General features: G+C 74.4%; 12 protein-coding genes. 6 read left to right on the top strand and 6 right to left on the bottom strand.

The features are described 5' to 3' along the window. Window positions 1-68: 68 nt before the first annotated feature. Entirely contained in the window at window positions 69-1,136 is a 1,068-nt protein-coding gene (locus IF89_RS0114120; protein WP_199820502.1) for a serine hydrolase domain-containing protein, read from the top strand. A gap of 37 nt (window positions 1,137-1,173) precedes the next feature. Continuing rightward, window positions 1,174-2,403: a nucleotide disphospho-sugar-binding domain-containing protein gene (locus IF89_RS37970; protein ID WP_030766462.1), complete on the top strand. Its 1,230-nt coding sequence runs from the start codon at window positions 1,174-1,176 to the stop codon at window positions 2,401-2,403. A gap of 194 nt (window positions 2,404-2,597) precedes the next feature. On the opposite strand, the gene IF89_RS0114110 is transcribed toward IF89_RS37970, so the two are convergent. From IF89_RS0114110 to IF89_RS0114090, 5 genes are read right to left on the bottom strand one after another with little or no spacing between them, the layout of a single operon-like run. Continuing rightward, on the bottom strand, window positions 2,598-3,632 hold the full coding sequence (locus IF89_RS0114110; RefSeq protein ID WP_030766460.1) for an LLM class flavin-dependent oxidoreductase: 1,035 nt from the start codon (window positions 3,630-3,632) through the stop codon (window positions 2,598-2,600). Between the two features lie 14 nt (window positions 3,633-3,646). Further along, window positions 3,647-4,378 carry an SDR family NAD(P)-dependent oxidoreductase gene (locus tag IF89_RS0114105; protein WP_030766458.1) on the bottom strand — a complete coding sequence of 244 codons (732 nt, stop codon included), beginning with the start codon at window positions 4,376-4,378 and terminating at the stop codon, window positions 3,647-3,649. A gap of 50 nt (window positions 4,379-4,428) precedes the next feature. After that, window positions 4,429-4,857 (bottom strand): hypothetical protein, encoded by a 429-nt coding sequence (locus IF89_RS47625; RefSeq protein WP_234327759.1) that lies wholly within the window; start codon window positions 4,855-4,857, stop codon window positions 4,429-4,431. Window positions 4,858-4,893: 36 nt separating this feature from the next. After that, window positions 4,894-5,823 (bottom strand): MBL fold metallo-hydrolase, encoded by a 930-nt coding sequence (locus tag IF89_RS0114095; protein WP_030766452.1) that lies wholly within the window; start codon window positions 5,821-5,823, stop codon window positions 4,894-4,896. Then, complete coding sequence (locus IF89_RS0114090; protein WP_234327757.1) at window positions 5,820-6,590, bottom strand: AfsR/SARP family transcriptional regulator; 771 nt, start codon at window positions 6,588-6,590, stop codon at window positions 5,820-5,822. Before IF89_RS0114090 ends, IF89_RS0114095 begins: the two co-directional genes overlap by 4 nt. 460 nt (window positions 6,591-7,050) lie before the next feature. Here IF89_RS0114090 and IF89_RS0114085 point away from each other — a divergent pair, with 460 nt between their 5' ends. Then, window positions 7,051-8,250 (top strand): acyl-CoA dehydrogenase family protein, encoded by a 1,200-nt coding sequence (locus IF89_RS0114085; RefSeq protein ID WP_043193918.1) that lies wholly within the window; start codon window positions 7,051-7,053, stop codon window positions 8,248-8,250. A 67-nt stretch (window positions 8,251-8,317) separates the two neighbouring features. Here IF89_RS0114085 and IF89_RS0114080 read toward each other — a convergent pair whose 3' ends face one another. Further along, the gene (locus IF89_RS0114080; protein ID WP_030766444.1) at window positions 8,318-9,223 is read right to left on the bottom strand and encodes a nitroreductase/quinone reductase family protein; all 906 of its coding nucleotides are present in this window, start codon (window positions 9,221-9,223) and stop codon (window positions 8,318-8,320) included. 462 nt (window positions 9,224-9,685) lie between these two features. Between IF89_RS0114080 and IF89_RS0114075 the strand changes: the two genes are divergently transcribed. From IF89_RS0114075 to IF89_RS0114065, 3 genes are all read left to right on the top strand, one after another. Then, a complete protein-coding gene (locus IF89_RS0114075) occupies window positions 9,686-10,663 on the top strand; it encodes a superoxide dismutase (protein ID WP_234327756.1) in 978 nt (325 codons plus the stop codon). Window positions 10,664-10,773: 110 nt separating this feature from the next. After that, window positions 10,774-12,039 carry a DUF4192 domain-containing protein gene (locus IF89_RS37965; protein ID WP_078628293.1) on the top strand — a complete coding sequence of 422 codons (1,266 nt, stop codon included), beginning with the start codon at window positions 10,774-10,776 and terminating at the stop codon, window positions 12,037-12,039. Between the two features lie 209 nt (window positions 12,040-12,248). Beyond that, window positions 12,249-14,237 carry a glycogen debranching N-terminal domain-containing protein gene (locus tag IF89_RS0114065; protein WP_051807058.1) on the top strand — a complete coding sequence of 663 codons (1,989 nt, stop codon included), beginning with the start codon at window positions 12,249-12,251 and terminating at the stop codon, window positions 14,235-14,237. Window positions 14,238-14,326: the final 89 nt, after the last annotated feature.

The raw sequence follows: 14,326 nt of genomic DNA, 5'->3' as shown, positions 1-14,326 counted from the left end.
ATGGCGCCGATCCTGCCAGACGATTTCCATTCCGGTCACCCCGTGCGGGCTTCTGTATTCCCTTGCGAGTGGAACATGACCGGTATTCGAGCGGGGCCCGAGCGGCGGTCGGATCATCACAGGTCGGAGCCGACCGAAGCCGCCCCGGGTCCCCGGGCGGGCGGCCGCACCCTCCCCTCGCGAAGGACGGAAGACTGTGCAGCAATACCCCCAGGCAGGGCAGGTCGAGGACGCGTTCGGCGACGTCGCGCGCGCCTTCGAGGAGAACTTCGCGGCGGGCGAGGAGGCGGGCGCCGCCGTCTGCGTCTACGATCCTCACGCAGCGCTCGGGGATCGTCTGCCTCGACCACGCCCCCCTCACCCCGTCCGCGCTGCGCGCCCACACCCCGGTCGCCGAGGCGCTGGCCGCGGCCCGCCCCGAGTGGGAGCCGGACACCGCGCACGGCTACCACGCCACCACCTACGGGCACCTGCTGAGCGAACTGGTCCGCCGCCGCACCGGCCTGACGGCGGGCCGCTACTTCGCCCGCCACATCGCGGCGCCCCTCGGCCTCGACGCGTACATCGGGCTCCCCGCCGGCAGCGGCGCCCACCTCGCCACCATGCTGGAGTCCAAGGCCGAAGCCCTGATGGCCGGCGCCGACCCGGGCGAGGTCGTCGAGCTGCGCGACCCGACCACCCTCACCTACCGGGCCACCATCGCCAGCATGTCGCAGGACCCGGCCGACCCGGCCGTGGAGGACCCCTCGTACGGCGGTCTGGCCAGCGCCCACGCCCTCGCCCGGCTGTTCGCGGCCCTGGTCGGCGAGGTCGACGGCATCCGCCTCGTGGGCCCCCGCCTCACCGCCGAAATGGCCCGCCCGCACAGCAGCGGGACGTGCGAGGTCATGCTGACCCCGCTGACCTGGGGGCTGGGCGTGCAGCTCGCCGACAGCGCGGTGTTCCCCGCCGACGCCGGACTGAAGAATTCCTTCGGACTGAGCGGTGCGAACGGCGTCTTCACCTTCGCCGACCCGGAGCGCGAGCTCGCATTCGGATACGTGCCGAATATGGGATCCGCGGTGATGGGGAGCATGGACGGCAGGATTCGCAGGCTGGTCGAGGCCGTATTCCGCAGCGTCGACCGAATTCTGTGAAGAATCATCGCAGCGTCCTAATCTGAAGGAGTCCTCCATGCGGATCCTGTTTCCGGCCGCACCGGGATACGGGCTGATGCTGCCCCTCGTACCGCTCGTCTGGGCGGCACGCGCGGCGGGCCACGAAATCCTGATCGCCACCACCGCCCACATGGCGAAGGCGGCCGCCTGGGCGGGGGCACCGGTGGTCGACGTCTTCCCCCTCCGCGACGTCGGCGAGGACCTGGTCGCAGGTCCCGACGCGCCCGCGCCCGGGGGAGACGACGCAGCCGGCCTGCCGGAGGGGTACTGGGAACTCGCCCGCGCGATGCGCCCGTTCGACCTGTTCACCCTCGCGATGACCAGGGGAACCGTCGACGCCGGCCGCGACTTCGGCGCCGATCTCGTCGTCTACTGCTCCGACCACCAGGCCGGCAAACTGGCCGCCGTGGCCCTCGGCGTGCCCGCACTGGAGGTCGGCAACCGGGTGTCCTGGTCGATGCGCGATCCGGGCGTGCGCGAAGCCGCCCGGACCAATCCCCGGTTCGGTGTCGTCCCCGACGACAGCCCCGTCGTCCTGCGCCTGCGCCAGGAGCTCGGTCTCGGCGAACGCGAACCGGACCTCCTCGGCCGGATCGACCCGCGCGCCCCCAGCCTCGGCGGCCTGGAACACGAGGAGGCCGACCCGTACGACGGAGTGCCGTGGCTGCCGATGCGCTACGTGCCCTACAACGGCGGCGCCGTGCTGCCCGAGTGGGCGCTGCGCAGGCCCACCAGGCCCCGCATCTGCCTCACCCTCGGCACCGTCGCACCCCTGCTGCCCGGCGGCACCGACGCCCTGCGGCTCCTCGTCGACGCCCTCGCCGCTCTGGACGCGGACGTGGTCCTCGCCGACGACGAGACCGACCTCGCCGCGCTGGGCCCGCTGCCGGCCAACCTGGTGCCCGCCGGGTTCGTACCGCTCTCCGGAATCCTGCGCGACTGCGCGCTCGTGGTCCACCACGGTGGATCGGGCACCACCGCGGCCGCCCTGCACTACGGCGTACCGCAACTGCTGGTCCCCAGCGGCGCGGACAACGAACTGTGCGCCCGCCGGGTGACCGACCGCGGCGTGGGGCTCGCCGTGGCACCGGCGACGGCGGACGCCGCCCGGATCACCGCGGCTGCCGTCCGCCTCCTCACCGAGGAGTCCTTCCGGCACGCCGCCGCGCAGGTGCGCCATGAGATGGCCGCACAGCCCTCCCCGGCCGAACTGATCGACCGCATCACGGCGGGCGTGGCGGCCTAGGCAGGGTCCCACAGCGTGGCTCCGGCCGCTCGGGACGCCGGGCGGGACCGTGCGGACAGGGCCCGGGGCCCGGGTCGTGCGCAGGGGGAGCCTCGACCACGCCGGGACGGCAGCGGTGGGCGGACGCCCGCGGGCGGGGCACCTCCTCGGGTGCCCCGCCCGCTTGCGGTGCCGCCGCAGGCGGCGGTACCTCGTCAGTCGCGCACACCCGACCGTTCCAGCGCCGCCATCGCGCCCTCCAGGACCGCGATCCGCTCCTGCGTACCGCCTGCCATCGCGGAGATCATGATGCCGAGCGTGGTCACGCCCGCCTCCGCGTACTGCCGCATCCGCTCCGCGACCCGGTCCACCGGCCCGGTCAGCGCGGTCAGCTCCACGAAGCCGGCCGGTACCGCGGCAGCGGCCCCTGCCCGGTCGCCCCGGCCGGCGAGCCTGCCCACCTCGGCGGCCTGCTCCCCGAAGCCCAGCCGCGTGGCGAGCGCGATGTAGAAGTTCCGCTCCGGGGCGCCGATGCCCATGAGGTAGGCGTAGTGCGCCCGCAGCCGGTCGACGCAGCTGCCGGCGTCCTCGCCGATCGCGGTGCCCAGGCAGGGCATCACGTCGAAGTCCGCCATCGGCTTCCCGGCCCGTGCCCGCCCCGCCACGATGTGCGCCACCGACTCGGCGACCTGCTCGGGAGCGGCGAACACCCCGATCCACCCGTCGGCGATCTCACCGGCCAGCGTCAGGTTCCCCGGCCCGACCGCCCCCAGGTACACCGGTACGGGCGCACCGGCCGGCTCCGTGATCACGTGCAGCGGGGCCGCACCGGATCCGGAGGACGGCAGCCGGTAGTGCCGGCCCTCGTAGCGGACCGGCTCGCCCGTCAGGGCCCGCCGTACGATCTCCACGTACTCCCGGGTCCGCGCCAGGGGCTCCGCGAACGGGACCCCGTACCAGCCCTCGGACACATCCGGGTTGGACACGCCCAGGCCCAGTCGGAAGCGACCGCCCGAGAGCGACTGGAGGGTCGCGGCGGTCAGCGCGGCCAGCGCCGGGCTGCGGGCGGGGATCTGCATCACGGCCGAGCCGAGGGCGATCCGCCCGGTCCGCCCCGCCACCAGGCCGAGCACGCTGGCGGCGTCCGAGCGGTAGCCCTCGGGGGCCAGGGCCACGTCGTAGCCGAGGCGTTCGGCCGCGACGGCCAGCTCCGCGGCGCCCTGGTAACTCAGGTTCACGCCAAGCTTCACGGTGTGTCGTCCTCTCAGATCAGCAGGTGGGCGCCGCCGTCGGCGAGTACGACCTCGCCGGTGGTGTAGGCGGCCCGGTGCAGGCCCACCACCAGTTCGGCGATGTCCTCCGGGGTGCCGGTGCGGCGCAGCGGAACGGCTTCGCGGACCCGCTCGCGGATCTCGGTGAAGGTCTCCGTCCACGGCGTGTCGACGAGCCCGGGGGCGATGGCGTTCACCCGCACCTCGGGGCCGACAGCCGCGGCCAGCAGCCGGGTCATGTGGTTCACGGCGGCCTTGCTGACCGCGTAGGGAACGGAACTGCCGGCCGGCCGGACGCCGGCGACGGAGGAGATGTTGACGACGTGGCCGGCGCCGGAGGCGCGCAGCAGCGGCATGGCGGCCACCGTGGTCTGCCAGGTGCCGACGACGTTGACCCCGAGGATGGTGCGCCACACCTCCGCGGTGGCGGCCTCCAGGTCGTTGTGCGGGATGGCCCGGGTGACACCGGCGTTGTTGACCAGCAGGTCGAGGGCTCCGTAGGTGTCGGCGACCTCGTCCAGCAGCCGCCGCGCCTGGTCCTCGTCGGAGATGTCGGCCTGGACGAAGCGTGCGTCGGGCAGGGACGCGGCGAGCCGGCGGCCCGCGTCGACACTCCTGGCCGCGTTGACCACCACCGTCATCCCCTCGGCGGAGAGCCTGCGGGCGACGGCGGCGCCGATTCCGGACGAGGATCCGGTCACCAGGGCTACGGGGGTGCGGGTCATGGGGGGTTCTCCCTTCGGAGGACGGCCGTGGGGCGCGCCGCAGCGGCCGCTCAACGGGCCGCGTGCCGGGCGGTCGGGATGTGCGGGGCGGGGGAGGGGTGCTGGACGTGCTGGTCGTGCTCGACGCGGCGGGAGCGGTTGCGCACGCGGCCGTCCTCGATCTCCAGGACGTCGCGGACCAGGCAGCTGGGTCCGACCTCCGGCTCCTTGATCCCGGGCCGGACGGTGAGCACCAGGGCGTAGAACACGGCGTCGAAGGCGCCGTCCTCGCGCGGGCTGAGGTCGATCATGTTGAACCAGTGCCGACGCTGGACCGGGTCGGCGGCGAACCGCTCGTGGAAGGAGTGCAGTTCGGCGACGATGCCGGCTCGGGTGCGGGGGGTACGACGGAGCGGGGCGCCCGGGCACCTGGGGGGGGGCCGGGCGCCCGCGGGCGTCGCCGATCCTGTGAGCAGTTCCTCAAGAGCCGCTCGAAGCACCGTCAAGCCGAGCCACGGCCCCGTCCCGCGGCGGTGTCAGGCGTGGCAGGCCAGGGGAGCGCCCCGGTAGGCGGCCATCTCCTCGAACACCGTGTCCATCTCGGCGATGACGGCCGACATGTCCAGTGCCCCGCCGTGCGTGCGGCCCCGTTCCTCGGCGAACGCCCGGTACAGGTTGGGCACGATCCGCTCGGCGTCGAGCAGGCCGGCGAAGGGCCCGAGATCCGCCTCCCGGGCCGCCTCCGGCGCCGTCAGCCCCGCGGACACGCCCTGGCGGGCCAGTTCCTGCAGCCAGTGCAGGTAGGCCTCCGTCGTGTCGAGGACCTCGATGCCGCCGACCACGCCGTGCCCGGCCACGACCACCGCCGGGTCGAGGGCCCGCATGCGCGCGATCGCCCGCAGCGAACCGGCCACGGACCCCATCGGCAGGAACGGCGTCACCCCGGACATGACCACGTCCCCGGTGAACAGCACCCGCCGCTCGGGCACCCATACGGCGGTGTCGTTCGTGCTGTGGGCCACCTCCAGGTGGATCAGACGCGCCGTCACTGCCCCGACATGGAGAGTGAGTTCGCGCTGGTAGGTCACCTCCGGGAGCACCACTTCGAGCGCCCCCCACTCGACCTCCGGCCACAGCCCGGTGAGGTGGAGGCCGGCTGCCGCCATCTCCCGCCGCGTCTCGTGGTGCGCGTACACGGCCGCTTCCGGGAAGACGAAGTTTCCGAAGGTGTGGTCCCCGTGCGAGTGGGTGTTGACCACCGCGTGCGGGACCGGCCTGCCCCGGGCCACGACCGCTGCGCGCAGGCTGCGCGCGCGTGCCTCGGTCGCCGCCGTGTCGACCAGGACCGCCCGGCCCTCGGAGACGACGAGGCCGGCGTTGTTCACGCACCAGCTGCCGTCCGGCTGGACGTAGGCGAACACACCGTCGGCGACCTCGCTGAGCACCCCTGCCCCGTGCGCGCTCACGTCAGGACGTATTCGCGCAGCGACAGGTCGGTGGCGTTCGACAGCAGCTCCTGGTGCAGGCTCTGGAGCCGGCCGGACGGCTCGACGCCCAGCTCGTTGATCAAGGCCTTGCGCAGATCGCGGAAGACCTCCAGGGCGCGCCAGCCCGACCCCGACCGCTGGTGGGCGATCATGAGGCACGCGGCGAGCTTCTCGTGCAGCGGATGCTGTTCCACGAGCTTGCGCAGTTCCGGAACGAGACTCGCACTCTTGCCGAGCCAGAGATCCGCGAGAATTCGCTGCTCGAGAACGCGCATTCTTACTTCGTTGAGACCCATGAGTTCCATGGAAAGAACCCGGCCCACCGGCACGTCCATCAATGCCGGACCACGCCACAATTCCAATGCCTTGTGGAGGTGTTTCGAGGCCGCCTCGGCGTCCCCGCGCTCCAGCGCGTTGTCACCGGATCCAGCCAGTGACTCGAATTCGACCAGGTCGAACGACTTCGGCTTGACGGAGAGCTGATAGCCGTTGAACCGGGTGGCCAGGAGGTCCTTCGGAGTGCGCTCCGAGCCCTCGGGCAGGGCTTCGACGATGAGTCTGCGCAGGTGGAGGACGTAGGTCTGCAGGGTGGTCATCCCGCTGCGGGGGATGTCCTCGCCCCACACCTCCTCCATCAGGGTCGGGACCTGGACGACCCGGCCGCAGCGCAGGGCGAGGAGGGCGAGCAGTTGCCGCGGTTTTCCCGCGGTGGGCACGATGGACTGTCCGTTGAATTCGACGCTCAATGGTCCGAGAACGCTGATTTCCGCGAACGGTAGGGACTCCGACGGTCGAGAGGAATCTTTTGACATTCTGTAAAACCCCCGATGGCAAGATCGGGCCATGCGTGGGGAGCCGGCCCGACGTCTCGCCAGGCTACGACTTCGACAACCCAAGATCAAGTAAAGTATGACCGGTCGGAGAGGTTCCGGATCGGTGATTCCGGGTGCCGGATTCACATCCTCCGCCGCTTTGTGATAAAGCGCGCGGGAAGAGTGGGCGGGTGCCCGACCCGGCCGTACCGACCGGTCTCCATGGCTGCCCTCCGCCTCCGCCGCCGACCGGTCGGCGGGTGCTGTGACATATGTCCCACGCGGCGCACGCCGCTCTAGTGCGGCTGTAGCGCTGCCCTAGGGGACCTGTAGCCGTGCCCGATCGGATCGGTCGACGTTGGCTCCTCGCACCGACCGCAAGGAGAGCCGGCCCATGCCCCAGCAGCCACCGTCAGCGCCCGAACCGGCCCTCACCGCCGCAGAGGTGGCCGGCCTCGCGGCCGGCCGCGCCGAAGCGGCCGAGGCCGCCCGCTCGTTGGATCCGGACGTCGTACGGGCCCTGCTGGATGCCGGTTTCGCCCGTCACTTCGTGCCCCTCGACCACGGGGGCCGCGGCGGCGGCTTCCGTGCGCTCACGGACGCACTCACCACGCTCGGGGCGTCCTGTCCGGCCACCGCGTGGTGCGCCTCCATCGCCCTCAGCCTCTCCCGGATGGCCGGTTTCCTCCCCCGCGAGGGCCGCAAGCGCCTCTGGCAGGACGGGCCCGACACCCTGGTCGTCGGCTCCGTCTCGCCGCGCGGCCGCGCCCTGCCGGACGACGGCGGCTGGCGGCTGACGGGGACCTGGCCGTACGTCAGCGCCGTCGAGCACGCCGACTGGGCGCTCGTGCTCGGCCTGGCCAAGACTCCCGACGCCCCGGCCGAGCGCCGGATCTTCGCCGTGCCGCGCTCCGCCTACGCCGTCGAGCGGACCTGGTCCGACATCGGCATGCGGGCGACGGGCAGCCACACGCTCACCGTCGACGACGTCCACGTCCCGGGCGAGATGTCCTTCCCCGCCGATGACCTGATGGCCGGGCGCGCCCTCGCGGACGGCACGGGTGCGGGAGGGGACGGGCCTGCCGGCGGGGGCGGAGCAGCACGAGCCGTCCCGGTCGTGCCGCTCGCCGCCGTGAACGGGCTGTTCTTCTGCCTGCCGATGCTCGGCGCCGCCGAGGGAGCCCTCGCGCACTGGTCGGCGTACGCGCAGGAGCGCCTGCGCGCCGAGCGGCCCGGAGTGCCGGGTCCCGGCCGGGCCTTCTACGAGGAGACCCTCGCCCGGGCGGGCGGTGAGATCGACGCCGCCCGCCTGCTGCTGGAGCGCATCGCGGCCGTGGCCGATTCGGGCCGGGAGATCACCGAGCTGGAGACGGCGCGGGCCCAGCGCGACTGCGCGCTGGTGGCCGATCTGCTGGTCGGAGCGGTGGACCGGCTGTTCCGGGCCTCGGGGACGGCGGGGCACAGCGAGAGTTCGCCGCTCCAGCGGCTGTGGCGGGACGTGCATTCGGCCGCGGGACACATCGTGCTCCAGTTCGGGCCCAACGCTGCCGCGTACGCCGCCCGGGCACTGTCCCTCGGCCCGTCCGTGCCGTAGCGGCGCCGTGCGCTCCGCGTGCGTGCCCCCGGCGGTCCGACACCGGCCCGCCGGGGGCACGGCGCGTTCAGGAGGCCGGCGGGCCGGGCGGGAAGGGGATCTCCGCGAGCAGGGGCAGCAGCGACTCCTCCTCGTAGTCGAGGTGTGCGTTCAGCTCCTGCGACATGCGGGCCAACTCCTTGCGGAAGCGCTCCGGGTCCGCACCGCCTATGTCGGCCAGCAGCCCGCTCAGTTCCTGCTGCAGTCGCGCCACCGTCACGTGCTCCGTCCGCAGCCGCTCGAAGACGTCCTGCAAGTGCGGGTTCTGCGCCGCGAGGGCGGGGAACATGTGGGCGTCCTCGCCGGTGTGGTGGATCTCCAGCGTCTGGCAGAAGGCCAGGCAGTGCTGACGGATCTGCAGCCCGAGTCCCGGCGCCGGCGCGGCCCCGTCGCCCCGGTGCGCGGCCAGTGTCTCGAAGTAGGCGTCCACCTCGGCGCTCACGTGCCGCAGCTGCCCGCGCAGCCACACGTGCACCTCGACCAGCTTGTCGGCGAGGCTGCGGATCTCCGCCGGACCCTCCCCGGGCGCCGGATCGCTGCGCTCCAGCACCACCACCGGCAGCACGCGGCTGGTGTTCTCCTGGTACTCGCCGTAGCCCGGCTCCACCGCCACGACGTGCGCGAACAGCCGGTCGCGGTACTCGCCCTCGGCGGGCACCGCGATCGCCTCGAAGGAGTCGGTACCGACCTCCACCTGGACCATCGGGTTGGCGAGGACGTTGTGGTACCAGTCGGGATGCTTCGGTCCGCCCAGGTTGGAGCCGATGACCAGCAGGCGGTCCTCGTGGCGCACGTAGCCGAGCGGAACGGTCCGCTCGGCGCCGGACCTGGCGCCGGTGACGGTGAGCAGCAGCAGGTCGCTGCCCTCGAAGTAACCGCCGACCTTTCCCTGGTGGGCGCGGAACTCGTCGATGACGGTCTGGTTGAAGGACATGCGGGGTGGGACTCCCTCGGGCGGTGGAGACGTGCAGGGAAAGGGGGGAAGGAAGAGGCTGCGTGCGGCACGGCTGCGTCCGGCCCGGACGGCACGCCGGAGAACGGCGCGCGCGGGGACGGGCGGCGGCGGCACGACAGGACGCGGGGGACACGGCACGGCCGGCTTCGAGCGGCGGTGCGGGCGCGCCGAGGCGCCTGGATCAGGCGGAGCCTGTGAGAAGAGAACGCATGCGACGGTCCCTGAGGTGCGGGTGGTCGCCCGGTCACCGGCCGGCCCAGTTCTCTTTGGCCGGCGCCACGCGCCACGTTCCTCATTAGAGCGACCGCCCCGTGATCTTGTCAACGCGGCCCGGGCCCTCTCGAGCCGCCCCCCGGCCGGAATCGAGCGGAATCCAGGCGCCCCCCACCACACTCCGGCGCGAAGACGACACCACTAGGGGGCGCGATGCTCAGCTCGGCCATGGCACGACGACGGTTCCTCGGGATCGGCACGGCGGCGGGCGCCGCAGCACTGATGGGAGGCGCCGGCTGGGGCGGCGGGACCGCGGTCGCCGCCGAGCGCACCGGCCCCCGCGCCGGCGGCCGGCCCGACGTCCTGCACCTGCCGAACGGCTTCCACCCGGCCGGCATCGGCATCGGCCCGGCACCCTACGCCTACTTCGGCTCGCTTCTCGGTGGCGCGATCTACCGGGCCTGCCTGCTCACCGGCCGCGGCAAGGTCATCAACCCGGGCCTCGGCGAGGGGTACTACGCCGTCGGGCTCCAGGTGGACGACCGGCAGCGGGTCTTCGTCGCGGGCGGCTGGGGACGGCTGATCACCGTTCTCGACGGCATCACCGGCACGGTGATCGAGACGTACGAGGTCGGCAACGCCGACACCTTCGTCGACCACGTGGTGCTCACGCCGCGCGCCGCCTGGTTCACGGACTCCTTCAACGGACAGCTGTTCCGCCTGCCGCTCGGTCCGCGCGGGGAGCTGCCCGCGCGCGATGCGGTGGCGACCCTGCGGCTGGGCGGCGAGTGGACGCAGGGCCCCTCGGACGGGCTCACCGCCACGGGCATCGCGGCCACCCCGGACGGGTCCGCGCTCCTGGTGGTCAACATCCACGCCCACGGAGGCAGCCTGTTCCGCGTCGACCCGGCGACCGGTGTCGCCCGGCGCACCGATCTGGGCGGGCTCACGCTGCCCACGACCAACGGCATCCTGGTGCGCGGCCGCACCCTGTACGCACCCCGCATGAACGACCTCGCCGTGCTGCGCCTGGACCCGACCGGGCACAACGCCCGCCTGGCCCGCACCGTCACCGACGCGCGCTTCGAGACCCCCTGCGCGGCGGCCGTCCACGGCAATCACCTCTACCTGCCGAACTCCCGCTTCCCGCAGCCCCCGGAGCCGGACCTCCCCTACAACGCGGTGGCGCTCCCGCTGCCGCTGTAGCGGCGGCGCCCGGCCGTCGACCGCCGGTGCTCCCCGCCCGCGGGTGGCGGGGGCGCCGGCAGTTATCCACAGGGCTTTCGGGATCGGATCATGCGCGGGACCTTCGTGACATGACGAACAACAGCGCATCCCGTCGCCCGTCCGACCGGTCCTTCACCAGCCCGGCCGGAACCGCCAACGAACCGCAGATCACCCTGCGCAGCCCGGCCGAACTGGCCGACGCGCTGCCCTACATGCTCGGCTTCCACCCCTCCGACTCCCTCGTCATGGTCGCCGTGCACGGTGAAGGCGGCCGCTTCGGCGGCCGGCTCCGCGTCGGCATCCCCACCGCGCCCGCCGAATGGGAGGACACCGCCCGGCAGGTCGCGGACTGCCTCGTCCGCGGCAGCGAGCGACGCGGTGCCAAGCCCGACGGCATCGTCGTCTACCTCTGCCAGGAGCCGCGCGGCGAGGAGACCGGCCGGGAGGTGATGGCCCGGCTGCGGCCGTTCGCCCAGCGGATCCGGCTGGCCTGCGGAGCCCTGGACGTGCCGGTGCTGGAGGCCCTGTGCCTGTCGGCGGGCCGCTTCTGGTCCTACGTATGCCCCGACGAGCGGTGCTGCCCCGCCGAGGGCAGCCCGCTCGCCCCGGTCGGCACCTCGGTGATGGCCGCGGCCGCCACCTTCGCGGGCCTCCAGGTCCGCGGCTCCCTCGAAGAGATCGAAGGCAGGCTCGCTCCGCTGCGCGGGGCCGTCGCCGACGAGGCCGAAGGGGCCCTCGACCGGGCCGCCGCCGCGCTGATGCCGCGGATTCTCCACGGCGCCACCCGCGAGGAGGTCGGCGCCGAGACCATCACGCTGGCGCGGACCCTGATGCGGCGCATGGCCCAGGCCCCGCCCGCCGAGGGCGGTCCCCAGGGCGACGACTGGGACGATGCGCTGCTCGGCCACGACGAGGCCGCCTCCCTGATCCTCGGCCTTCAGGACCGCGAGATCCGGGACATCGCCGCCGAGTGGATGGAGGGCGAGGAGGCGGCCCCGGCCCTGCGCCTGTGGCGGGCCCTGGCCCGCCGCTGCGTCGGCGCCTACGGCGAGCACGCCGCGGCCCCCCTCACCCTCGCCGGCTGGGTCTCCTGGTCCACCGGCGACGAGCCGACCGCCCGGATCATCCTCGGCCTCGCCCTGCGGGCCGACTCCGCCTACCGCTTCGCCCAACTGCTGCACCACGCCTGCAACGAGGGGATCGACCCCGAGGGGCTGCGGCAGTGCCTGCGGGCGGAGCGCCGCCGCCGCGAACCGAGGCACACCCGGGCGGCCGCCGTCACCCGGCCGCCCGGACGGCGGAGCCGGCCGGCACCGCGCCGCGGATCCCGCCGCACCGCGGGGAGCGGGCAGTGAGCGCCCGCCGGCCGAGGTGCGGCGGCTCCCCGCATGTCCCGCACAGCGCCGCGGCCACGGCCGCCCGGTGCGGGCCGCGCCCCCGGGGCGCCCGGTCGGAGGCCGGGCCCGTGACCAGGGCGGGGGTGGGGGCGTTCAGATGGGGGGTGGTGCCGCCCCGGCCGCGCCGCCGCCCAGCCGAAGCCACCGGAGCGCAGACAAGGCGACCCATGTCCCACCCCGCACCTCCCCGCCCGACCGCCGTGCCCGCGGCCCGCAGGCCCGAACTGCCGCCCGTGCACGCCGCTGTCATCTGTGTCGCCGCCCCCTGCCTGGTCATCTCGCCCGAACACGGCCAGCTGACCGGCCAGGGGATCGACGGGATCTACCGCTCCGGCCGTCGGCTGCTCTCCCGCTGCATGCTGCGCGTCGGCGGCCGGGAACCGGTCGCCGTGCGGGGCCGCAGCCTCGGCGCCGACCGGGCCGCCTTCACCGCGACCGTGCGCACCGGCGCCGAGCCCGGCCCCGACCCGGACATCGCGCTGGAACGGATCCGCCACGCCGACGGCACCGAACGGATCACCCTGCGCAGCTTCGCGGCCCGGCCGGTGCGCCTCACCGTGGAGGTGCTCCTCGGCACCGACCTGGCGGAGTTGGCCGCGGTGGCCGCCGGTCGGGCCGGCCCGGAGCTGCCCGCCGGAGTCCACGCCGCCGGTCTGCGCTGGAGCGCCGGCGGGGCGCAGTCCGTCACCACAGCGGAGCCGGCACCGGACGACGCGGTGGCTTCCGCAGGACTGCTGCGCTGGCAACTCGACATGGACCCCGGCGCGGCCCGCACCATCGAGCTGCGCACCACGCAGGACCGGGCGGCGCGGGCCCCCGCCGGGCAGGTGGCCAACCCCCTGGCGGACGCCCGGGCCGAAGGGGACGACCCGAGGGCCGAGGCCTGGTTCCGTACCAGCGTCGAGGACCTGTGCGCGCTCCTTTCGCGCGACCCCGCCGAGCCGGGCGACGCCTTCGCCGCGGCCGGGGTGCCCTGGCGGCTCGGGCTGGCGCCGGCGGAGTCGCTCTGGGCCGCCCGCATGGCGCTGCCGCTGGGCACCGGGCTCGCCGCCGCCACCCTGCGGGTCCTCGCCCGGACCCAGATCGAGGGCCGCGGCGCCGAGGCCGGCTGGATCCCGGGTCCCCTGCGCGGCGCGGGGCCCCAGCTGCCGCCCGCGTGCACCGGTACCGAAGCGACCCTCGCCTTCCCCGCGGTGCTCGCCGAGGCCCGCCTCTGGGGCCTGCCGGAGGACGAGGTCGCCGGGCTGCTGCCCGCCGCCGAGCGGTGCCTCGACTGGCTGCGCGGCGCCTTCGGCGAGGACGGCTTCCTGGCCGATCCCGACCCGGGTCCGCGGCGCAGCGAGACCCAGGCCCACGCCCACCGGGCCGCCGTCCTGGGCGCCGACCTCCTCGCCGCGCGCGGCCGGCCCGGCGCCGAGGAGTGGCGGGACCGGGCGGCCGCGCTGCGCGAGCGGTTCCGCGACCGGTTCTGGATCGACGGCCCCGACGGCGGAAGGCCGGCCTCGGCCCTGCATCCCGACGGGCGGCCCCTGCCGCGGTTGACCGGGGCCGCCGCCCATCTGCTCGACACCGGGCTCCTTCGCGGCGGCCGTCCGGCACCGGGGCTCCTCGACCGGGTCCGCACCGAGCAGGTGGCCCGGCTGTTCGGAGCCCCCGCGATGGACTGCGGCTGGGGGCTGCGCAGCATGGCCCTCAAGGAGCCGGGGCACAACCCGTACGGCCACCGCTCGGGTGCGGTGCGGGCGTACGAGAGCGCCGTGGCCGTCTGCGGCCTGGCCGCGGCGGGCTTCGAGAAGGAGGCCGCCGGCCTGCTCAGGGGCATGCTGGACGCGGCGGAAGCCTTCGGGTACCGGCTGCCGGAGATGTTCGCCGCCGAACAGCGCACCGCGGGGAGCGTCCCCGTCCCGCACCCGGCGGCCTGCCGCCCCGCCGCCGTGGCCGCGGCCGCCGGGATTCATGTACTGACCGCCCTCGCCGGGATCCGCCCCGACGCCCCCGCCGGCACCGTCACCCTCGTCCCCCTTTCCAGCGCACCGCTCGGCGCGATCCGCCTGGCCGGTCTGCGGGTGGCGGGGGAGCCCTTCGCCGTCCGGGTCAGCCGACTCGGCCTCGCCATGGTGGAGGAGGCCGCAGATGCGCTTCAACTGGGCGGCTAGACCGTGTCCGCGGCCGGAAGCGGACGGACGGCCGGTGCGGGCGATGGCGCCCCGCCTCGGGCGGCTGCGCGGCGGGCGTCGCCGGTCGG

It is taken from the genome of Streptomyces sp. NRRL F-2664 (assembly GCF_000719345.1).
GTDB lineage: Bacteria > Actinomycetota > Actinomycetes > Streptomycetales > Streptomycetaceae > Streptomyces.
Note: the sequence above shows the minus strand (reverse complement) of the source record. Positions and strands in the feature narration are given on the sequence as shown.